Origin of the sequence: Phyllobacterium sp. 628 (assembly GCF_014189505.1) — a bacterium.
GTDB lineage: Bacteria > Pseudomonadota > Alphaproteobacteria > Rhizobiales > Rhizobiaceae > Phyllobacterium.
In genome coordinates this window covers 2061434-2077664 of the sequence record NZ_CP050301.1, presented here as the reverse complement: position 1 = coordinate 2077664, position 16231 = coordinate 2061434, and the positions used below count along the sequence as shown (strand labels likewise).

The following is a 16231-nucleotide window of genomic DNA, read 5'->3' as shown; positions in this document are numbered from 1 at the left end:
GTGCGACAAACGGTTAACTTGGCGTTTGCGTGGTAATACCCCACATAGTGTGGCATAATGGAATGACAGATCTTACAGTTGAATCTGCGGCGAAAGGCTTGCGGTAATGACCGACATTTTTCGTGATGAGACCCCTCTCATGTCCCTTGATGACGACACACTGCATGAAGAGTGCGGTGTGTTTGGCATTTTGGGGCACTCCGATGCCGCAACGCTGACAGCGCTGGGACTTCATGCCCTGCAGCACCGTGGACAGGAAGCAGCGGGTATCGTCTCCTATGACGGCAACAAGTTCTGCTCTGAGCGCCGCATGGGTCTCGTTGGCGATCACTACACCAACCCGGCTACATTGGCACAATTGCCCGGCGACCGTGCTATCGGCCACGTACGCTATTCCACGACAGGCGATGCAGCGCTGCGCAATGTGCAGCCGCTTTTTGCCGAACTGGAAATCGGCGGCATTGCCATTGCCCATAATGGCAATTTCACCAATGGTCTGACAATGCGCCGCAAGCTCATCGCCGAAGGCGCGATCTGCCAGTCGAATTCCGATACGGAAGTCGTTTTGCATCTGATCGCCCGTTCGCGCAGCACGTCGTCCAGTGACCGTTTCGTGGATGCAATCCGCCAGATGGAAGGCGGCTATGCCATGCTCGCCCTCACCCGCACCAAGCTGATTGCCGCACGTGATCCCATCGGCATTCGTCCGCTTGTCATGGGCGATCTCGACGGTAAGCCGATCTTTGCCTCCGAAAGCTGCGCACTTGATATTATCGGCGCCAAGTTTGTACGCGATATCGAGAACGGCGAAGTCGTCGTTTGCGAAATCCAGAGCGACGGCACGATCAGCATCGAAGCCTTCAAGCCGCAGAGCCCGAAGCCTGAACGAATTTGCCTGTTCGAATATGTCTATTTTGCCCGCCCCGATTCTGTTGTCGGCGGACGCAATGTTTATAACGCTCGCAAGAATATGGGCGTCAATCTCGCCAAGGAAGCACCACTGGAAGCTGATGTGGTGGTCCCGGTTCCCGATGGTGGCACGCCTGCGGCTATCGGCTTTGCCCAGGCAAGCGGTATTCCCTTCGAGCTTGGCATTATCCGCAATCACTATGTCGGACGCACGTTCATCGAGCCGACCCAGTCGATCCGGGCATTCGGCGTCAAGCTGAAACATTCCGCTAACAAGGCCGTCATCGAAGGTAAGCGCGTGGTTCTGGTGGATGATTCCATCGTGCGCGGCACCACGTCGATCAAGATCGTGCAGATGATCCGCGATGCCGGTGCGCGTGAAGTGCATATCCGCGTTGCCAGCCCTATGATCTATCATCCGGATTTTTACGGCATCGACACGCCCGATGCGGACAAGCTTCTGGCGAACCAGTATACTGATCTTGATGCGATGTGCGCGTATATCGGTGCGGATTCGCTGGCCTTCCTGTCAATTGACGGATTGTACAAGGCAGTGAGCGGAGCGCCGCGCGATGCAAACTCGCCGCTGTTCACCGATCACTATTTCACTGGCGATTATCCGACCCGGCTGGTTGACCGGGACGGTATCAGCAATGTGCGCCAGTTCGCGCTTCTCGCAAACAACGGTTGAGTTTTCATACCATGATTTCTGACGGCAGTTTTCGGCTGGACGGCAAGCTTGCGCTTGTCACCGGCGCATCCCGTGGCATTGGCTACTTTCTTGCCAAAGAACTTGCTGGCCGCGGTGCCCATGTCATTGCCGTTGCCCGGACCGTTGGCGGTCTGGAAGAACTCGACGATGAAATCACGGCAGCGGGCGGCACGGCAACGCTGGTTCCGCTCGATCTGACCGACATGTCCGCCATCGACCGGCTCGGTGGTTCGATCCACGAGCGTTGGGGCAAGCTGGATGTGCTGGTAGCCAATGCGGGCGTTCTGGGCACGATTTCGCCAATTGGCCATGTGGAAGCCAAAGTCTTCGACAAGTTGATGAACATCAACGTGTCCAGTGTCTGGCGGCTAATCCGCACCACAGATCCGCTGCTGAAGCTCTCAGACGCGGGACGGGCTATTTTGCTGTCATCGGGCGCCGCACACTCCGCCCGCGCCTACTGGGGCCCCTATGCGGCTTCCAAGGCCGCTGTCGAGGCCCTGGGGCGCAGCTGGGCCGATGAAACGCGCCAGACCAGGTTGCGGGTCAATTCGGTCAATCCGGGTGCGACGCGCACAGCCATGCGCGCGCAGGCCGTGCCGGGGGAAGACCCTGAAACATTGCCGACACCGGCCGAGGTTGCTGCCAAGATTGTGCTGCTCGCCGATCCGGCGCTCGATGCAACTGGCAAAATCTATGATGTGCGTGCCGACAAGCTACTGAGCTATAATAATCCGAGCTAGGGTAACTCTTAAATGAGTTGCACTACCATGGTGCGTGGTTCGACAAACTCACCATGAGGGATATGGGCTTGTTGCATAACCAATCGGCACCATCGCAGAATGCAGAATATAGCTCCCGCAATCCTCACTGTCCCTCATGGTGAGCTTGTCGAACCACGCACAATCTTGATGCAGTAGAACGCTCATCCAGCGAGGCGAATGACCGTTGCGCTGGATTTGTTTGCAACTGCAGAGCGTGCACGCCATGCCTTTGGGCTCATGCCAGTGACACGCAAAAACTCCCGGTTGAAGTTCGACTTGGTCTGGAAACCGGCATCAAACATGATCCGGGTGATAGCCTCATCCGTATCAGTCAGCAGGCGGCATGCCGCTTTCACCCTGAAATCATTGACATATTGCGAGACGCTCATCGCCTTCACCCGGTTGACCGCAACGGAAACCTGCCGGGCTGACAGACCCATCTTGCGCGCCAGCCGATTGAGATTGAGATCGACATCCCGATAAAGCGCCCGCGATTGCATCAGATGATCCAGCGCAGCGGCGATTTCGGCATCTTCCTCACTGGGAGAAACCATCACAACCGTCTCCTCCACCGCACGCCCGCCGATTTCATCCGCTGATGGACGGCTGCTTCCGGCAACCGCTGCAGCTCCGCCCAAAATCAACAGAGCAAGGACATTGCCGGCCGCCACAATAAGCCCCGAATAAATCCCGCCGGTCTCGGCAAAATCGAGGCTGATAATGACATCCACCACGGCTGACGCGGAAATGGCAAAGGCGGTGATCTGGAGAGCCCGGTATGAATTGATGACGCCATCAAGCCGTGACGAGCCCAGCGCATCCGGCCCGCCCCAAGCAAGGCGGTTCAGTGCCATGCCGTAGCCGGTGAAAACCAGAATGATGAACAGGGAAATGGGTGCGGGCCAGAAAGCCACAAGACCAATGATGATCAATGTCGGCACGACATGCAGAAGCAGCCAAGGCCGCTCCGAGAGCGGGCGTTCATCGCGCAAGTCATCAAAACTGAGCCATGACAGTGTGGCGACAATAACCGCCAGCACCCCCTGAACGGGCAAAACTTCCAGCATATTGTAGCCCCAGCGCAGGCCAATCACCACCGATTGCACCACGTAGACGGCAACCACAGCCATAAAGAACGGATTGGTTTCATTGTCGCCGCTCCGCCTGATCATCTGAATCAACAGGATCAGAAGCAGAAGCGCGACTACGAAAGGCAATGGCACAAAAAGCATGAGGCAACGACCCGGTGAACTGACTGAAACCATTATGTCCTGAAACGCGATCCCGGACGACCTGAATTGTGATCAAGGTCGAATCTGCGCTGAAAAAGCCGATCCTTTGAGCCTCCAACGATCCTCTGTCTCCCTTCCTCATAGCCATGAAAAGGAGTTCTCATGAAAATGTTCAAGCTCGCAGCTCTTTCCGCCATCTTTGCCTTGGGCACACTGCAAGTGGTGCAAGCGGCGGGACTGCAGCTTATCGAAGTTCCACAAGATAGCCGCGGGCCGGCGATTACCGGCGCGGTGTGGTCGCCGTGTGCCGACAGCCCTGCTGCAGTCAAAGTCGGATCTTTTGATATGAAAGCCGTCATGAACTGCCCGATAGTTGGTAGCAGGCATCCGCTGGTGGTTGTCTCGCACGGCGCTGGCGGGTCACTGGGTAATTATCACGAGCTTGCCGAATTGCTTGCGGACAAGGGGTTTATTGTCGCCGCCATCAATCATCCGCTGGACAGCGGCCAGTCCAAGATACGCAATCCCGGCGACATCGCCTCGATGATTCAGCGTCCAATGGACATATCGCGCCTCATTGATTTCCTGTTCTACAATTGGCCTGCAGGGCGTGCCATTGATCCCGCACATATTGGTTTTGTGGGATTTTCAAGAGGGGCTTTTACGGGGCTGGCCTTGGCTGGTGCCAATCCCGAGTGGAAATATCTGCTAAACAATTGCCCAGTCTACCCCGGCAATCGCTTCTGTGAGCAGATCCGTTCAGGGCCCATATCTCCCATGGTCCACGACGCAAGAATTAAGGCAGCCGTCATTGCGGATTCACCTGCGGGCCCTCTGTTCACACAGGCTGCATTGAGCGGCGTCTCAATACCATTGCTATATTGGGCGTCCGAACGTGGGGGCGATGGCGTATCACCTGATGACGGCCCGATGATCGTGAAGAACCTTCCAGTTAAGGCGGAATTCCACGTCGCGCCAAATTCCGGGCATTTCTCGTTCCTGCCGCCGTGCACACCAGAGTTTGCGGCATTGATCGCTGACGATGAACCTGAGCTTTGCACTGATAAGGCTGGTTTTGACCGGGCCGCTTTTCATCGGCAGCTCAATACGGAAATCCTTGGCTTTCTGAGCAACCATCTTATTGAGGCAAACCGACCATGATCTCGAACCCAACGCCGGATATATGTGACTGGGATTAGGCGGTAGCAAAAATGCTGCAATGATATTGTGCGTGGTTCGACAAGCTCACCATGAGGGAGAGTGGGGATTGCAGGGGAGCTATATTCTGCAATATCTCCGATTAGCTTTGCCGCCAACACTCTCCCTCATGGTGAGCTTGTCGAACCACGAACCAAGGGTCTTGCAACCCAGCACGAAGGGTCTTGCAACCGGAGGATCAACGAACCGATGAGGAACTTTCATCGGTACTGGTAGCCAAAGCATTGGCCACAGCAGCATCAGCGGCCTCATGGCGCTTCCAGGCTCGTGCGCTGAACGGAAAGGTGAGAAAGAAGGCGATGGTCGTCAGGGTCAGCGTTTCCCACGTATAGCTCATCAGGAACGCCACATAGACAACGATGAACAGGAAACTCGGCATGACCCAGTCGGAGCGCAGCCTTGTTCCAGCCGCCTTCCCACTGAAAACCGGCAGGCGGCTGATCATCAGGACCGCCACGCCGACCGTGTAAGCGGCGGCAGCGAAAGCCAGCGGGCGCGTTGGTGCAAGGCCGAGAAAGCCGAGATAGACCGGCAGCATGACCAGCATGGCACCGGCCGGTGCCGGAACACCGGTGAAAAAGTTGTTCTGCCAGGCGGGCTTGCCGACCACATCCAGCATCACATTGAAACGGGCAAGGCGCAGGCAGCAGGCGATGCAGTAAAGCAGCGCGGCAATCCAGCCGAACGAGCGGGCCTGATCCAGCATATAGGCATAGAGAACCAGCGCCGGAGCAACACCGAAATTGACGATGTCGGCAAGCGAATCCATCTGCGCGCCGAATTTCGTAGAGCCCTTCATCATGCGGGCAATGCGCCCGTCAATGCCGTCAAGGAAGGCTGCAAGCAGCACCATGGACACGGCCAGTTCAAACCGGTTCTCGAAAGCCAGCCGGATACCGGTCAGACCGGCGCAGATGGCCAGAACCGTGATCACATTGGGAATGAGATAGCGCATCGGAATGCGGGAACCGGTTGGCTCCTGCACCTGACGCTTTTCGTCAAACAGCGGATCGTTCTCCGGCTCGCTCATACCGCGCGCCTCAGCTGATGCGGACCAGCGGAGCACTTGGCTCGCCGCCAAATTCCGCCAGCACACTTTCACCGCCAATGGCTGTCTGGCCGACTGCAACGCGCGGCGCAAAACCTGCAGGCAGATAGACGTCAACGCGTGAGCCAAAACGGATCAGACCAAAGCGTTCGCCAATGGAGATGGAATTGTTTTCATCGGCCCAGCAGACGATACGGCGGGCGACGAGACCGGCAATCTGTACCACAGCCACCTGTCCGTTCGGGCTGTCGATCAACAGGCTGTTGCGCTCGTTCTCAGTGCTGGCCTTATCGAGTTCGGCATTGAGGAACTTGCCCGGCTTGTGGATGATCGTCGTGATGCGGCCACGCACCGGAGCGCGGTTGATGTGGCAAGAAAACACATTCATGAACACGGAAATGCGGGTCATTTCCTTGTCGCCGAGATTAAGCTCACGCGGCGGAATGGCCGGACCAACTGCGGAAACAAGACCATCGGCCGGACTGATGACCAGCTTGTCGTCGGTTGGCGTGACACGCTGCGGATCGCGGTAGAAATAGATGCACCAGGCCGTGAGGATGAGGCCGATCCAGAACAGGGGTTCCCAGAAATAGCCGAGAATGACCGTTGCGCCAGCGAAACCGGCGATGAACGGATAACCTTCCCGGTGGATGGGTACCAGAGTGTTGCGGATGGAATCGACAAGGCTCATTGGTTTGTTCCTGACAGCGTCGTTTTCTCGCCCGGCAGCATACGACCGGAATTGCGCGTTACTTATCGGAGATTGCCAGCGGGGGCAAACCTTTCAAACCGGCTTGACCCGTTCATCTGCAAATTATTCACATCGGATTTTTGCTGTATGCGACGTTTTCACGGTTCGACGGCGACGTTGAGAGCAAGGGATGGTCAAATGAAGCCGTTCTGCCGGAGGGCATTTGTGGACAAGGTCAAGGGGTTTGAAGAGACCGATGTTTACCCATCGGGCGACGTCGAAGCCCGCAGGAATGGGGCCAAATTCACCCGGCAGAATGGCTTCATTTGACCATCCCTTGCTCTAATGCTGGTTTTCCACGCACGACAACGCCGAGATCATCCTCTTCCTGCACCTTGCGCAGACGCTCTTCGGCTTCCGATGCTTCGCGCTGGCGGTTCCACATGGAGGCATAGAGGCCGTTCTGATCGAGAAGCGATGTATGTCTGCCGCGCTCGGCAATGACGCCGTCCTTCAGCACAATGATCTCGTCGGCGCCGATAATGGTCGATAGCCGATGGGCAATGACCAGCGTCGTACGGTCACGGCTGACAAGATCGAGCGAAGCCTGAATTTCATGCTCTGTGGCACTGTCGAGCGCGGATGTGGCTTCGTCGAGAATGAGGATCGGCGGCGCCTTGAGAATGGTACGCGCAATGGCGACACGCTGCTTTTCGCCGCCTGAAAGTTTCAGTCCGCGCTCGCCAACCATGGCATTGTAGCCTTCCGGCAGGCTCTTGATGAAGCTGCCGATCTGCGCCAGTTCCGCAGCATTGTGCACTTCTTCCTCGGTGGCCGTGATGCGGCCATAGCGGACATTGTAGGCAATGGTATCGTTGAAGAGCACCGTATCCTGCGGCACCATGCCGATCACGGCGCGCAGGCTCTCCTGCGTCACATCGCGGATATCCTGACCGTCAATGCGGATCGCGCCGCCCTGAATATCATAGAAGCGATAGAGCAGACGCGACAAGGTGGATTTGCCCGCACCCGATGGGCCGACAATCGCTACAGTTTTACCCGCAGGCACTTCGAAACTGACACCTTTAAGGATCGGACACTTCGGATCATAGGCGAACACGACATTGTCAAACTGGACCGTACCGCGATCAATCACCAACGGTTTGGCATCGGGCTTGTCGGTCACTTCCTGTTCCACGTCGAGCAGGTCGAACATCTGTTCGATATCGGTCAGGCCCTGCCGCACTTCGCGATAGATGAAGCCAATGAAATTCAGCGGAATGGAAAGCTGCATGAGCATTGCATTGATGAACACGAAATCGCCGAGTGTCTGGGTTCCGGCCAGCACTTCCCTGCCCGACATGATCATCATGACAGCCATGCCGATGCCGAAAATCACTGCCTGGCCAAAGTTGAGCCAGCCGAGCGATGTCCAGATGCGGGTTGCCGAGATTTCATAACGTGCCATCGCCGCGTCGAAACGGCTGGCTTCCATCTGCTCATTGCCGAAATATTTGACCGTTTCGAAGTTCAGGAGCGAGTCGATCGCCTTGGTATTGGCGTCCGTGTCGGAATCGTTCATGTCGCGGCGGATGTTGATGCGCCAATCGCTCGCCCGAATGGTGAACCACGTATAGACCACAACGGTTGCAACCACGACGCCGAGATAGGACAAGCCATAGGCGAAGGCGAAAATGACTGCGGTCATCAGGAATTCAATGATCGTCGGCGCGGTATTGAGGATGGTAAAGCGGACGATGGTTTCAATGCCCTTGGTGCCGCGTTCGATAATCCGCGACAGACCGCCGGTGCGCCGCTCAACGTGGAAGCGCAAGGACAGATTGTGCATATGCACGAAGGTCTTATAGGCGAGCTTTCGCACGGCATATTGCCCGACACTGGCAAACAGCGCATCACGCAGCTGGTTCAGGCCGCCCTGCACGATACGCGCCGCATTATAGGCCGCGACCAGCATCAACGGCCCGACCAGAATGAGCGGGATCAGATCGGAGGCGACGAATTTTCCATTCAGCGCATTGGTGGCCCACTTGAAGAAATAGGGCACAAGAATGAGCACAACCTTGGAAATCAGCAGATAAACCGAGGCCCAGACAACCCGCATGCGCAGATCGGGGCGCTCGTTCGGCCACATATAGGGCCAAAGATTGCGGATGGTCTGGAGCGTTTTGCCAGACTCGGCGGAGACAGTTTTTTCAGCCACGTCTATTCCTTGATCGCCGCAGCGTTTTCCCGCGCTGCCGGTACAATGGTATCGGGCGGACAGCAGAGATTGGCCATATCGCTGACAAGAGCGGCGACATCGGCAAATGCGTCCGGATTGATGCTGTAATGTGAACTCTGGCCTGACTGCCGGAAATTAACGAGACCGGCGTCAACGAGAATCTTCAGGTGCTGCGATACGGTCGACTGGGCCAGATCCAGTGTCGCAACAATATCCTTGCAGCAGGAGGCATTGTGCCCAGCCAGCTGACGGATGATGCGCAGGCGTGCCGGATGGGCAAGCGCGGCGAGTATCCGCGCGGTTTCCGTATCCGAGATGGCCTGTTGAAATCGATTGCTGCATTTCATCGTTCATCGGCGATAAACGATATATTCTTCTATTGCAAGGATAAAACAAAGGCGGCTTTTGCGCAAAAGCCGCCTTTGTCAGCGCAATTATCCTACTGCTGGGTCTTTTCCGGCAGATTGAAAACCTGACCGGGAAAGATCATGTCCGGGTTCTGGATCTGCTCTTTGTTGGCAAGATAAATCGTTGTGTAGCGTGTCCCCTCGCCATAGGTCCGGCGGGAAATCGTCCACAGATTGTCACCGCGGCGGATGATAACGGAACCATCAACGTTCTTGAGCGGTGTAGCAGTATCCGCGCTCTGTGGTTGTTCTCCGGCTGCCGGAGCAGTTGATGCACCGGGCGTAGTGGCTGTTGCTGCCGGTGCCTCTGCTGCAGGTGCCACAGCGGAAACTTTCTCGCCGGCTTCACGCTTGAACGGAACAGCTGCCCTTGCAATGACCGTCACACCATCCCTTTCGACCATATCGGCACGGATGATATAATCACCGACCGGCAAGTCGCGGGTGGTCTGGACGAGGAAATGGCCGTCCGGCGAAGTCTTGGTCGAGCCCAACAGGTTGTCATTGGCGTAAACCTTGACGGTCGATCCGGCATCGGCGGTGCCCGCGATGAAAATCTTGTTGCCCTCGATTTCAACAGCTTCGACAGCAATGCGTGCTTTGAGAGCCTGTGGCTTCACCGGCTTGTCGCCGGTTGGAGCAGCTGTCGTGGCCGGTTGGTTCGTTGCTGTTTGTGCGGGCGCTTCCGGTTTGGTGATCATGCGGCTCGGCTGGCCTGACTGTTCGACCAGCGCCAGAACCTGACCGCCCTTGTTCTCGGGGATCGAGACAATGCCTGTCTCGAGCGAGGTCATGGCGGTGCCGTCAGGCGCTGTCGAGCGCAGAACAAGCTGATAATCGCCGGGCTTCAGCGGCTCGTCGAGCACGATAACAAAATCGCCGCTTGGCGAAGCTTTTGTTGTACCGATGACATTGGAGCGCGACAGAAGATCGACCTTGGCGTCGCTTGCCGCTTTGCCCGCAAGGACGATTGTCCCGGATGGATCGACACGCAAGACGTCGAATGTCGGTACGCCGGGTTTGGCCTGGGCGGCTTCCGCTGGCGGCGTTGCAATAGCAGGCACTTGCTGAGCCGTGGTTGCATCGGCTGGCGCCGGAGCACCCGTTCCAGCAGCCGAAGTTTGCGGCTGGGCAGCAGGATTTGTTGCCGGCTCGGCAGGCTTTGCGGCGGTTGGCGCAGGCGCGTTGCCGCTCGACGTAACAACCGGAGTACCGGGAGCCGGTTTACCCGGGACGAACCCGAGATAGGCAGCAACCAGACCTACGGCGACAACAACCCCAAACCCCAGCAGTGCAAACTTATTCTTGATCATTGATCCCCGACCCTCTTGATGTTTTTGGTCTAGCGTCTTTTCTGCATTGCTACAAGAAAACCCTTTAAATTCAGCCTCATTCTTTGTCTTTATTACAGTAATCCGGCAATTTGCGACTTTTGTCGCATTCTCGCCGGGTTGACGTATCGCAGTCGAGAAGGCACCACTTCCAGAATGAGCAAGATTCGATCCATTTGTGTTTACTGCGGCTCCACGCCGGGGCGCGATCCGATTTACAAACAGAGCGGCAAGGTGCTGGGCAAATCCATCGCCGAGCACGGGCTGGAACTGGTCTATGGCGGCGGTACCAAGGGCATTATGGGCGCCGTGGCAGATGGCGTCATGTCGGCTGGCGGCAAAGTTACCGGCATCATTCCAAAGTTCCTGATGAACAAGGAAGCCACGGAACATGCCTTGGGCCAGCTTTCCGAGCTGGTTGTCACCGAAGACATGCACGAGCGCAAGCATAAGATGTTCGAGCGATCCGATGCGTTTGTCACCTTGCCCGGTGGTATCGGTACGGTCGAAGAAATCGTCGAGATCATGACCTGGGCCCAGCTAGGTCGCCACCGGAAGCCCATGGTTTTTGCCAATATTAACGGGTTCTGGAATCCGATGCTGGCGCTGATCGATCACATGAAGGCGGAAGGCTTCGTCCACACGTCACATTTGGTCAATCCGCTTGTGGTAGAACGTCCGGAAGACATTGTTCCGGCTATCCTTAGCGCAGCAGCGAGTGGCGACCGGGACGGCAACGAAGCGATCATCGAGCGGCTTTAGCCGAGAAGGAACGGGATTTCATGGGTGAAGCTTTAACCTTGGATCCCGTTGCTGACACCAAGCGGTTGCACAATGATGATTTTGTCATTGCCTACAGTTTTCAGGCCGATGGCACGCTGCTGACCGATCAGATAACAGCGGCAAAGACCGCATGGACGTGGAAGAGTTATGCTCTCGCCGATGCGCGGGCGCGCCGGAGCCTGGAAACAGACAAGAGCCTGCCGGAAAATGTGCGCGAGGCGTTTCTGTCTTCCGGCGATCAGTGCCAGATCAGCTATGAAGATGGCTGGCTCTATGGCGAATTGCCGGATTTGCAGCACGAACATTATGGCGATCCGCGCGAACTGGGCTATTTCCGCTTCGCTTTCAGCAAAGACCTGTTCATCAGCGGCCGCCGCCATCCGTTGCAATCCGTTGATGATGTGCGCCAGTCGATTCTGCGCGGCAAGATCAGGCCTACCTCACCGATTGCCCTGTTCAATGCGATCTTCCGCCGGTTTCTCGACCTGCTCAAGGCCGAGATAACACAGCTGTCGGAAACGGTGGATTCCATCGAGGACCATATTGTCGGCGAAAAATGGCAAGGCGAGCGTGAGCGGCTGGTGCCCGTGCGCCGGCAAATTGTGGTCTTTCACCGCTACCTGACCGCTGCGACCAGCCTGTTCCGCCATATCGACCATGCGGACCGTCGGGCCCTGCCAGAAGATCTGGATGATCTGATCGAAGGCCTGTCGATACGCTCTGCCACCCTGCATGCGGAAGGCGAACAATTACAGCAGCGCGCGCGGCTGCTGCAGGATGAACTGCTGGCCAAACTGACGGATCAGTCAAACCGCTTTCTCTACGTGCTTTCGGTGATGACAGCGGTTCTGCTGCCGACAAACGTGATCACCGGTCTGTTTGGTATGAACACGGAAGGCTTGCCGCTTGCCGGTAATATACACGGCTTCACCATCATCGCGCTGATCGCGCTGGTGACATCCGCTTTCGTGTATCTGATCGTGCGCAAGATGGGCGGTTCGGGCCGTTAGGCGACCAGATCCTGAAATTAAGCATAATCAAGTGCGCTGCGCCTTATCTCTCCCCTTGCGGGAGAGAAAGGATTTTCTTGGGTTTAGCTTCTTCGCTAAATCCTTAGAAAATCCAAGAGAGGGGGTAATCTTAGGTGGCATGCAAATCCCCTCTCTGGCGATTTCTAGCACTTAGCAAGAGCTAAGATGCTGAAATCGCTTTCTCCCCCGCAAGGGGGAGATAGAGGTGTGGTCTTTTGCAGCTTAAGTGTTCTGTGCTTTCACCTTGCGCGATTCATGCAGCATGGACCATGTGTAAATGGCCAAAGCTGTCCAGATCAGCGCGAATGCGGCGAACTGAGCATTCGAAAAAGGCTCTTCGAACACAAAGATGGCGCAGAGGAAAACGATAGTCGGAGCAAGATATTGCATCAGGCCAATCGTCGTATAGCGCAGGAGCTTTGCACCGAACGCATAAAGAATAAGCGGGATGGCTGTCGCGGGTCCGGCAAAGAGCAACAGGCCAATATCGTGGCCGCCGCCATTGACGAAGTGGCTTGTTCCTTGCGCGACGGTCCAGAAAATGAAGCCAAGCGAGGGAATGGACAGGATCAACACTTCCAGCATGAAGCCCTGTGTCGGACCAATCGGCAGTGTCTTGCGGAAGAAACCATAGAAACCGAAGCTGAAGGCGAGAACCAGCGAAATCCACGGCAGACCACCGGACGAAATGGTCAGCAGAATAACAGCACCGGCAGCCAGCGCCACGGCGACCATCTGCGCACGGGTCAGCTTTTCCGACAGGAAAATGCTGCCGAGCACCACGTTGACCAGCGGATTGATGTAATAGCCCAGCGCCGTATCAACCGCGTGGTTTGCGCCGATGGCCCAGACATAGGTGCCCCAGTTGATGGTGATCAAGGTCGCAGTCAGGGTTGCCATGGCCAGCATGCGCGGTGTCGTCAAGGCCGTGCGCAGGTCCTTGAACTGACCGAACCACCACAGGACAGCACCGGCAATCGGCACTGACCAGACGATACGGTGCGACACGACTTCCAGCGCGGGCATATAAGCAACAGCTTTCAGGTAGAATGGAAGGATGCCCCAGAGCAGGTAAGCGGACAGCGCGAAGAGAAAACCCTTCTTGCCATCGGACATTGCCGGCTTTGCTTCCGTTACCACTGTACCAGCGCCAAGGCCGCCTTGATTGATGTGTTCGCTCATAGGGCGATGATCTAAGGCCATCCCCCTATGACGTCCATTGAATTCGGCTGATCATTCCATCAAGGTCTTTGATGTTTTCGGGGATTTTCAGCGGAAAACTGACAAAACTCGTCTATTCAGCGGCGATTTTGCCTGCCAAATCACGATTTTTCATCAATTTATAGACGATTGAGTCCATAAGTGCCTGAAATGATGCATCGATGATGTTGTCGGAAACGCCCACTGTCCACCAGCGTACATTGCTGGAATCGGTCGATTCTGATCAGCACGCGGGTGATGGCTTCCGTGCCTCCGTTGAGGATACGCACTTTGAAGTCCGCCAATGAAAGATCGTTGATTTCGTCCTGGTAGCGGCCCATATCCTTGCGGAGCGCCAGATCGAGCGCATTGACCGGACCATGGCCTTCGGCAACCGACATGCGCTGTTCGCCATCAACCTCAACCCGAACCACAGCTTCGGAAACCGTCTTGATATTGCCATTGGCATCAAACCGGCGCTCGACCATGCATCGAAACGATTCAACCTTGAAGAACTCCGGCACAGTGCCGAGCGTCCGGCGCGCCAGAAGCTCGAAACTCGCATCAGCGCCCTCGTAGGCATAGCCTTCGGCTTCGTGTTCCTTCACCAGGGCGATCAGCGTATCGAGACGCGGATCGTTTTTGGCAACGGGTATGCCACGGCGCTCCAACTCGTTGATGAAGTTCGACTTGCCGCCCTGATCCGAGACCATGACCTTGCGCCGGTTACCGACCGTTTCGGGCGGTACATGCTCATAGGTCGCAGGTTCCTTGATCAGCGCCGAGGCATGGATACCCGCCTTGGTGGCAAAAGCCGAGGCGCCGACAAAAGCGCCCTGCGCATTGGGTGCACGGTTGAGCAATTCATCAAAGCTGCGCGACAGACGCGACAGGCCTTTCAGCTTTTCCAAACTGATCCCGGTTTCAAAGCGGCTCGACCATGCGGGCTTGAGTGCCAGCGTCGGGATGATCGTGATGAGATTGGCATTACCGCAGCGCTCGCCGATACCATTCAGCGTTCCCTGCACATGGCGCACGCCAGCGTCAATGGCCGCCAAGGAATTGGCAACCGCCTGCTCCGTATCGTTGTGCGCATGGATACCAAGATGATCGCCGGGTATGACTTTGGTGACAGCACGAACAATTTCAGCCACTTCATGGGGCTGTGTGCCGCCATTGGTATCGCACAGAACCACCCAGCGCGCTCCTGCTGCATAGGCGGTTTTGGCGCAGGCCAGTGCGTATTCCGGATTGGCCTTGTAGCCATCGAAAAAATGCTCGCAATCAACGATGGCTTCCTTACCCGCAGCGACGGCAGCTTTGACCGAAGCGTCGATGGATTCCAGATTTTCCTCATTGGTGCAGCCAAGCGCGACGCGGACGTGGTAATCCCAGCTCTTGCCGACGAAACACACAACATCGGCGTTAGCGTTGATCAGCGTTGCAAGCCCCGGATCGTTGGACGCCGAGACCCCGGCCCGCTTGGTCATGCCGAAAGCGGCGAACTTCGCCCGCTTCGTGCGTTTTTCCGCAAAGAATGCTGTATCAGTGGGATTGGCACCGGGATAGCCGCCCTCGACATAATCAAGGCCAAAGTCATCCAGCAGGTCAGCGATGACTTTCTTGTCCTCGACCGAGAAATCGATGCCGGGCGTCTGCTGACCATCGCGCAGCGTGGTGTCGAAGAGATAAACGCGTTCTTTTTTCACTTGTCCGCCTCCCCCAGCGGCCATGCATCCGTATCATGATCAGGATGCTGATAGGAGACCATCGTCTTTAAAAACTCGATTGATTCAGGATCGGAATCTGATGTGTACCCGGGCAAAGCGTGCAGATCGTCGACATAAGGCAGCTTGTCTTCCATACCCCATTGAACGACAGGCGGCAGTTCTTCCGGATGATCGAAGGTCGCGATGGCCAGCGCCACACCATCCGGCGCTTCATAGGTCAAAGGCGTACCGCAGCTTGCGCAGAAGCCGCGCTGGACGTGATTGGACGAGCGGAAACGCTTCGGCTCGCCCCGCGTCCATTGGAAAAGCGCGTTGCGGACCGAAACCAGCGGCGCAAAGAAATTGCCGAATGCCTTTTGACACATGCGGCAATGACAGATCGACGTGTCCGTCAGCGCGCCTTCAACCCGAAAACGGATCGCACCGCACTGACAGCCACCGGTATAGACGGGCTTGTTGTCAAGACTCATGGCTCTGCCTCCCATTCAGCGCAACACGAACGATATGCTGGCATACGCCCTCGATATCCCGCACAACATCGTCATTCCAGAAGCGCAAGACGGTCCAGCCGTCAGATGCCAAGCGCTCAGTTCTTTTCTGATCATAAATCAATCGATCATCATCACCATGCTGCGAACCATCAAGCTCGACAATCACACGACGTGCAGGACAAGCAAAATCAACGATATAACCCGCGATGGGCATTTGCCTTTTAAAGCTTAGTCCCATCAATCGGTGCGCACGTACCGCATTCCAGAGTTTCAGCTCGGCATCGGTCAATGCCTTGCGCATTGACTTGGCATTGCTGCGCATTTTGCGAGGGATGGGCGCATGTGACGGCATATTGCTCACCCCCCTCTGCCCTGTCGGGCATCTCCCCCCACAAGGGGGGAGATCACATTGGCATTGAATTAACCGCTCGATTTCCAATGT

At 56.4% G+C, this 16231-nt stretch carries 14 protein-coding genes and 1 pseudogene; 5 read left to right on the top strand and 10 right to left on the bottom strand.

Translation table 11 applies throughout. The annotated features are described in order from the left end of the window. The first annotated feature begins 139 nt into the window (after positions 1-139). Together purF and HB779_RS11795 are read left to right on the top strand one after the other, a co-directional pair. Entirely contained in the window at positions 140-1600 is a 1461-nt protein-coding gene (purF, locus tag HB779_RS11800) for an amidophosphoribosyltransferase (RefSeq protein WP_244642350.1), read from the top strand. An 11-nt stretch (positions 1601-1611) separates the two neighbouring features. After that, positions 1612-2364 (top strand): SDR family NAD(P)-dependent oxidoreductase, encoded by a 753-nt coding sequence (locus tag HB779_RS11795; RefSeq protein ID WP_188342595.1) that lies wholly within the window; start codon positions 1612-1614, stop codon positions 2362-2364. Positions 2365-2546: 182 nt separating this feature from the next. On the opposite strand, the gene HB779_RS11790 is transcribed toward HB779_RS11795, so the two are convergent. Then, entirely contained in the window at positions 2547-3617 is a 1071-nt protein-coding gene (locus tag HB779_RS11790) for an AraC family transcriptional regulator (protein ID WP_188342594.1), read from the bottom strand. Between the two features lie 162 nt (positions 3618-3779). Here HB779_RS11790 and HB779_RS11785 point away from each other — a divergent pair, with 162 nt between their 5' ends. Beyond that, on the top strand, positions 3780-4778 hold the full coding sequence (locus HB779_RS11785) for an alpha/beta fold hydrolase (RefSeq protein WP_188342593.1): 999 nt from the start codon (positions 3780-3782) through the stop codon (positions 4776-4778). A 235-nt stretch (positions 4779-5013) separates the two neighbouring features. Here the strand turns inward: HB779_RS11785 and pssA are convergent, their stop codons facing one another. From pssA to HB779_RS11760, 5 genes are all read right to left on the bottom strand, one after another. Further along, the gene (gene pssA / locus HB779_RS11780) at positions 5014-5865 is read right to left on the bottom strand and encodes a CDP-diacylglycerol--serine O-phosphatidyltransferase (protein WP_188345897.1); all 852 of its coding nucleotides are present in this window, start codon (positions 5863-5865) and stop codon (positions 5014-5016) included. A gap of 10 nt (positions 5866-5875) precedes the next feature. Next, on the bottom strand, positions 5876-6640 hold the full coding sequence (locus HB779_RS11775) for a phosphatidylserine decarboxylase (RefSeq protein ID WP_256440647.1): 765 nt from the start codon (positions 6638-6640) through the stop codon (positions 5876-5878). Positions 6641-6896: 256 nt separating this feature from the next. Next, a complete protein-coding gene (locus HB779_RS11770; protein ID WP_371823846.1) occupies positions 6897-8795 on the bottom strand; it encodes an ABC transporter ATP-binding protein/permease in 1899 nt (632 codons plus the stop codon). Positions 8796-8797: 2 nt separating this feature from the next. Next, complete coding sequence (locus HB779_RS11765) at positions 8798-9163, bottom strand: helix-turn-helix transcriptional regulator (RefSeq protein ID WP_188342591.1); 366 nt, start codon at positions 9161-9163, stop codon at positions 8798-8800. Positions 9164-9255: 92 nt separating this feature from the next. Continuing rightward, positions 9256-10536, bottom strand: a complete 1281-nt coding sequence (locus tag HB779_RS11760) for a LysM peptidoglycan-binding domain-containing protein (RefSeq protein ID WP_188342590.1) — start codon at positions 10534-10536, stop codon at positions 9256-9258. Between the two features lie 174 nt (positions 10537-10710). Here HB779_RS11760 and HB779_RS11755 point away from each other — a divergent pair, with 174 nt between their 5' ends. Then, positions 10711-11316, top strand: coding sequence for a TIGR00730 family Rossman fold protein (locus tag HB779_RS11755; protein ID WP_188342589.1), 606 nt, complete (start codon positions 10711-10713; stop codon positions 11314-11316). A gap of 20 nt (positions 11317-11336) precedes the next feature. Continuing rightward, positions 11337-12347, top strand: a complete 1011-nt coding sequence (locus HB779_RS11750; RefSeq protein WP_188342588.1) for a CorA family divalent cation transporter — start codon at positions 11337-11339, stop codon at positions 12345-12347. A 243-nt stretch (positions 12348-12590) separates the two neighbouring features. Here the strand turns inward: HB779_RS11750 and rarD are convergent, their stop codons facing one another. The 4 genes and pseudogenes from rarD to HB779_RS11730 all read right to left on the bottom strand — a co-directional run bounded on the left by rarD (position 12591) and on the right by HB779_RS11730 (position 16141). Further along, on the bottom strand, positions 12591-13550 hold the full coding sequence (rarD, locus tag HB779_RS11745) for an EamA family transporter RarD (RefSeq protein ID WP_188342587.1): 960 nt from the start codon (positions 13548-13550) through the stop codon (positions 12591-12593). A 112-nt stretch (positions 13551-13662) separates the two neighbouring features. After that, positions 13663-15301, bottom strand: a pseudogene (gene cimA / locus HB779_RS11740) (citramalate synthase). After that, positions 15274-15768: a GFA family protein gene (locus HB779_RS11735; RefSeq protein ID WP_188342586.1), complete on the bottom strand. Its 495-nt coding sequence runs from the start codon at positions 15766-15768 to the stop codon at positions 15274-15276. The pseudogene cimA and the gene HB779_RS11735 overlap by 28 nt, the downstream one beginning before the upstream one ends. Next, on the bottom strand, positions 15758-16141 hold the full coding sequence (locus HB779_RS11730; RefSeq protein ID WP_188342585.1) for an endonuclease domain-containing protein: 384 nt from the start codon (positions 16139-16141) through the stop codon (positions 15758-15760). The genes HB779_RS11735 and HB779_RS11730 overlap by 11 nt, the downstream gene beginning before the upstream one ends. Positions 16142-16231 lie beyond the last annotated feature (90 nt).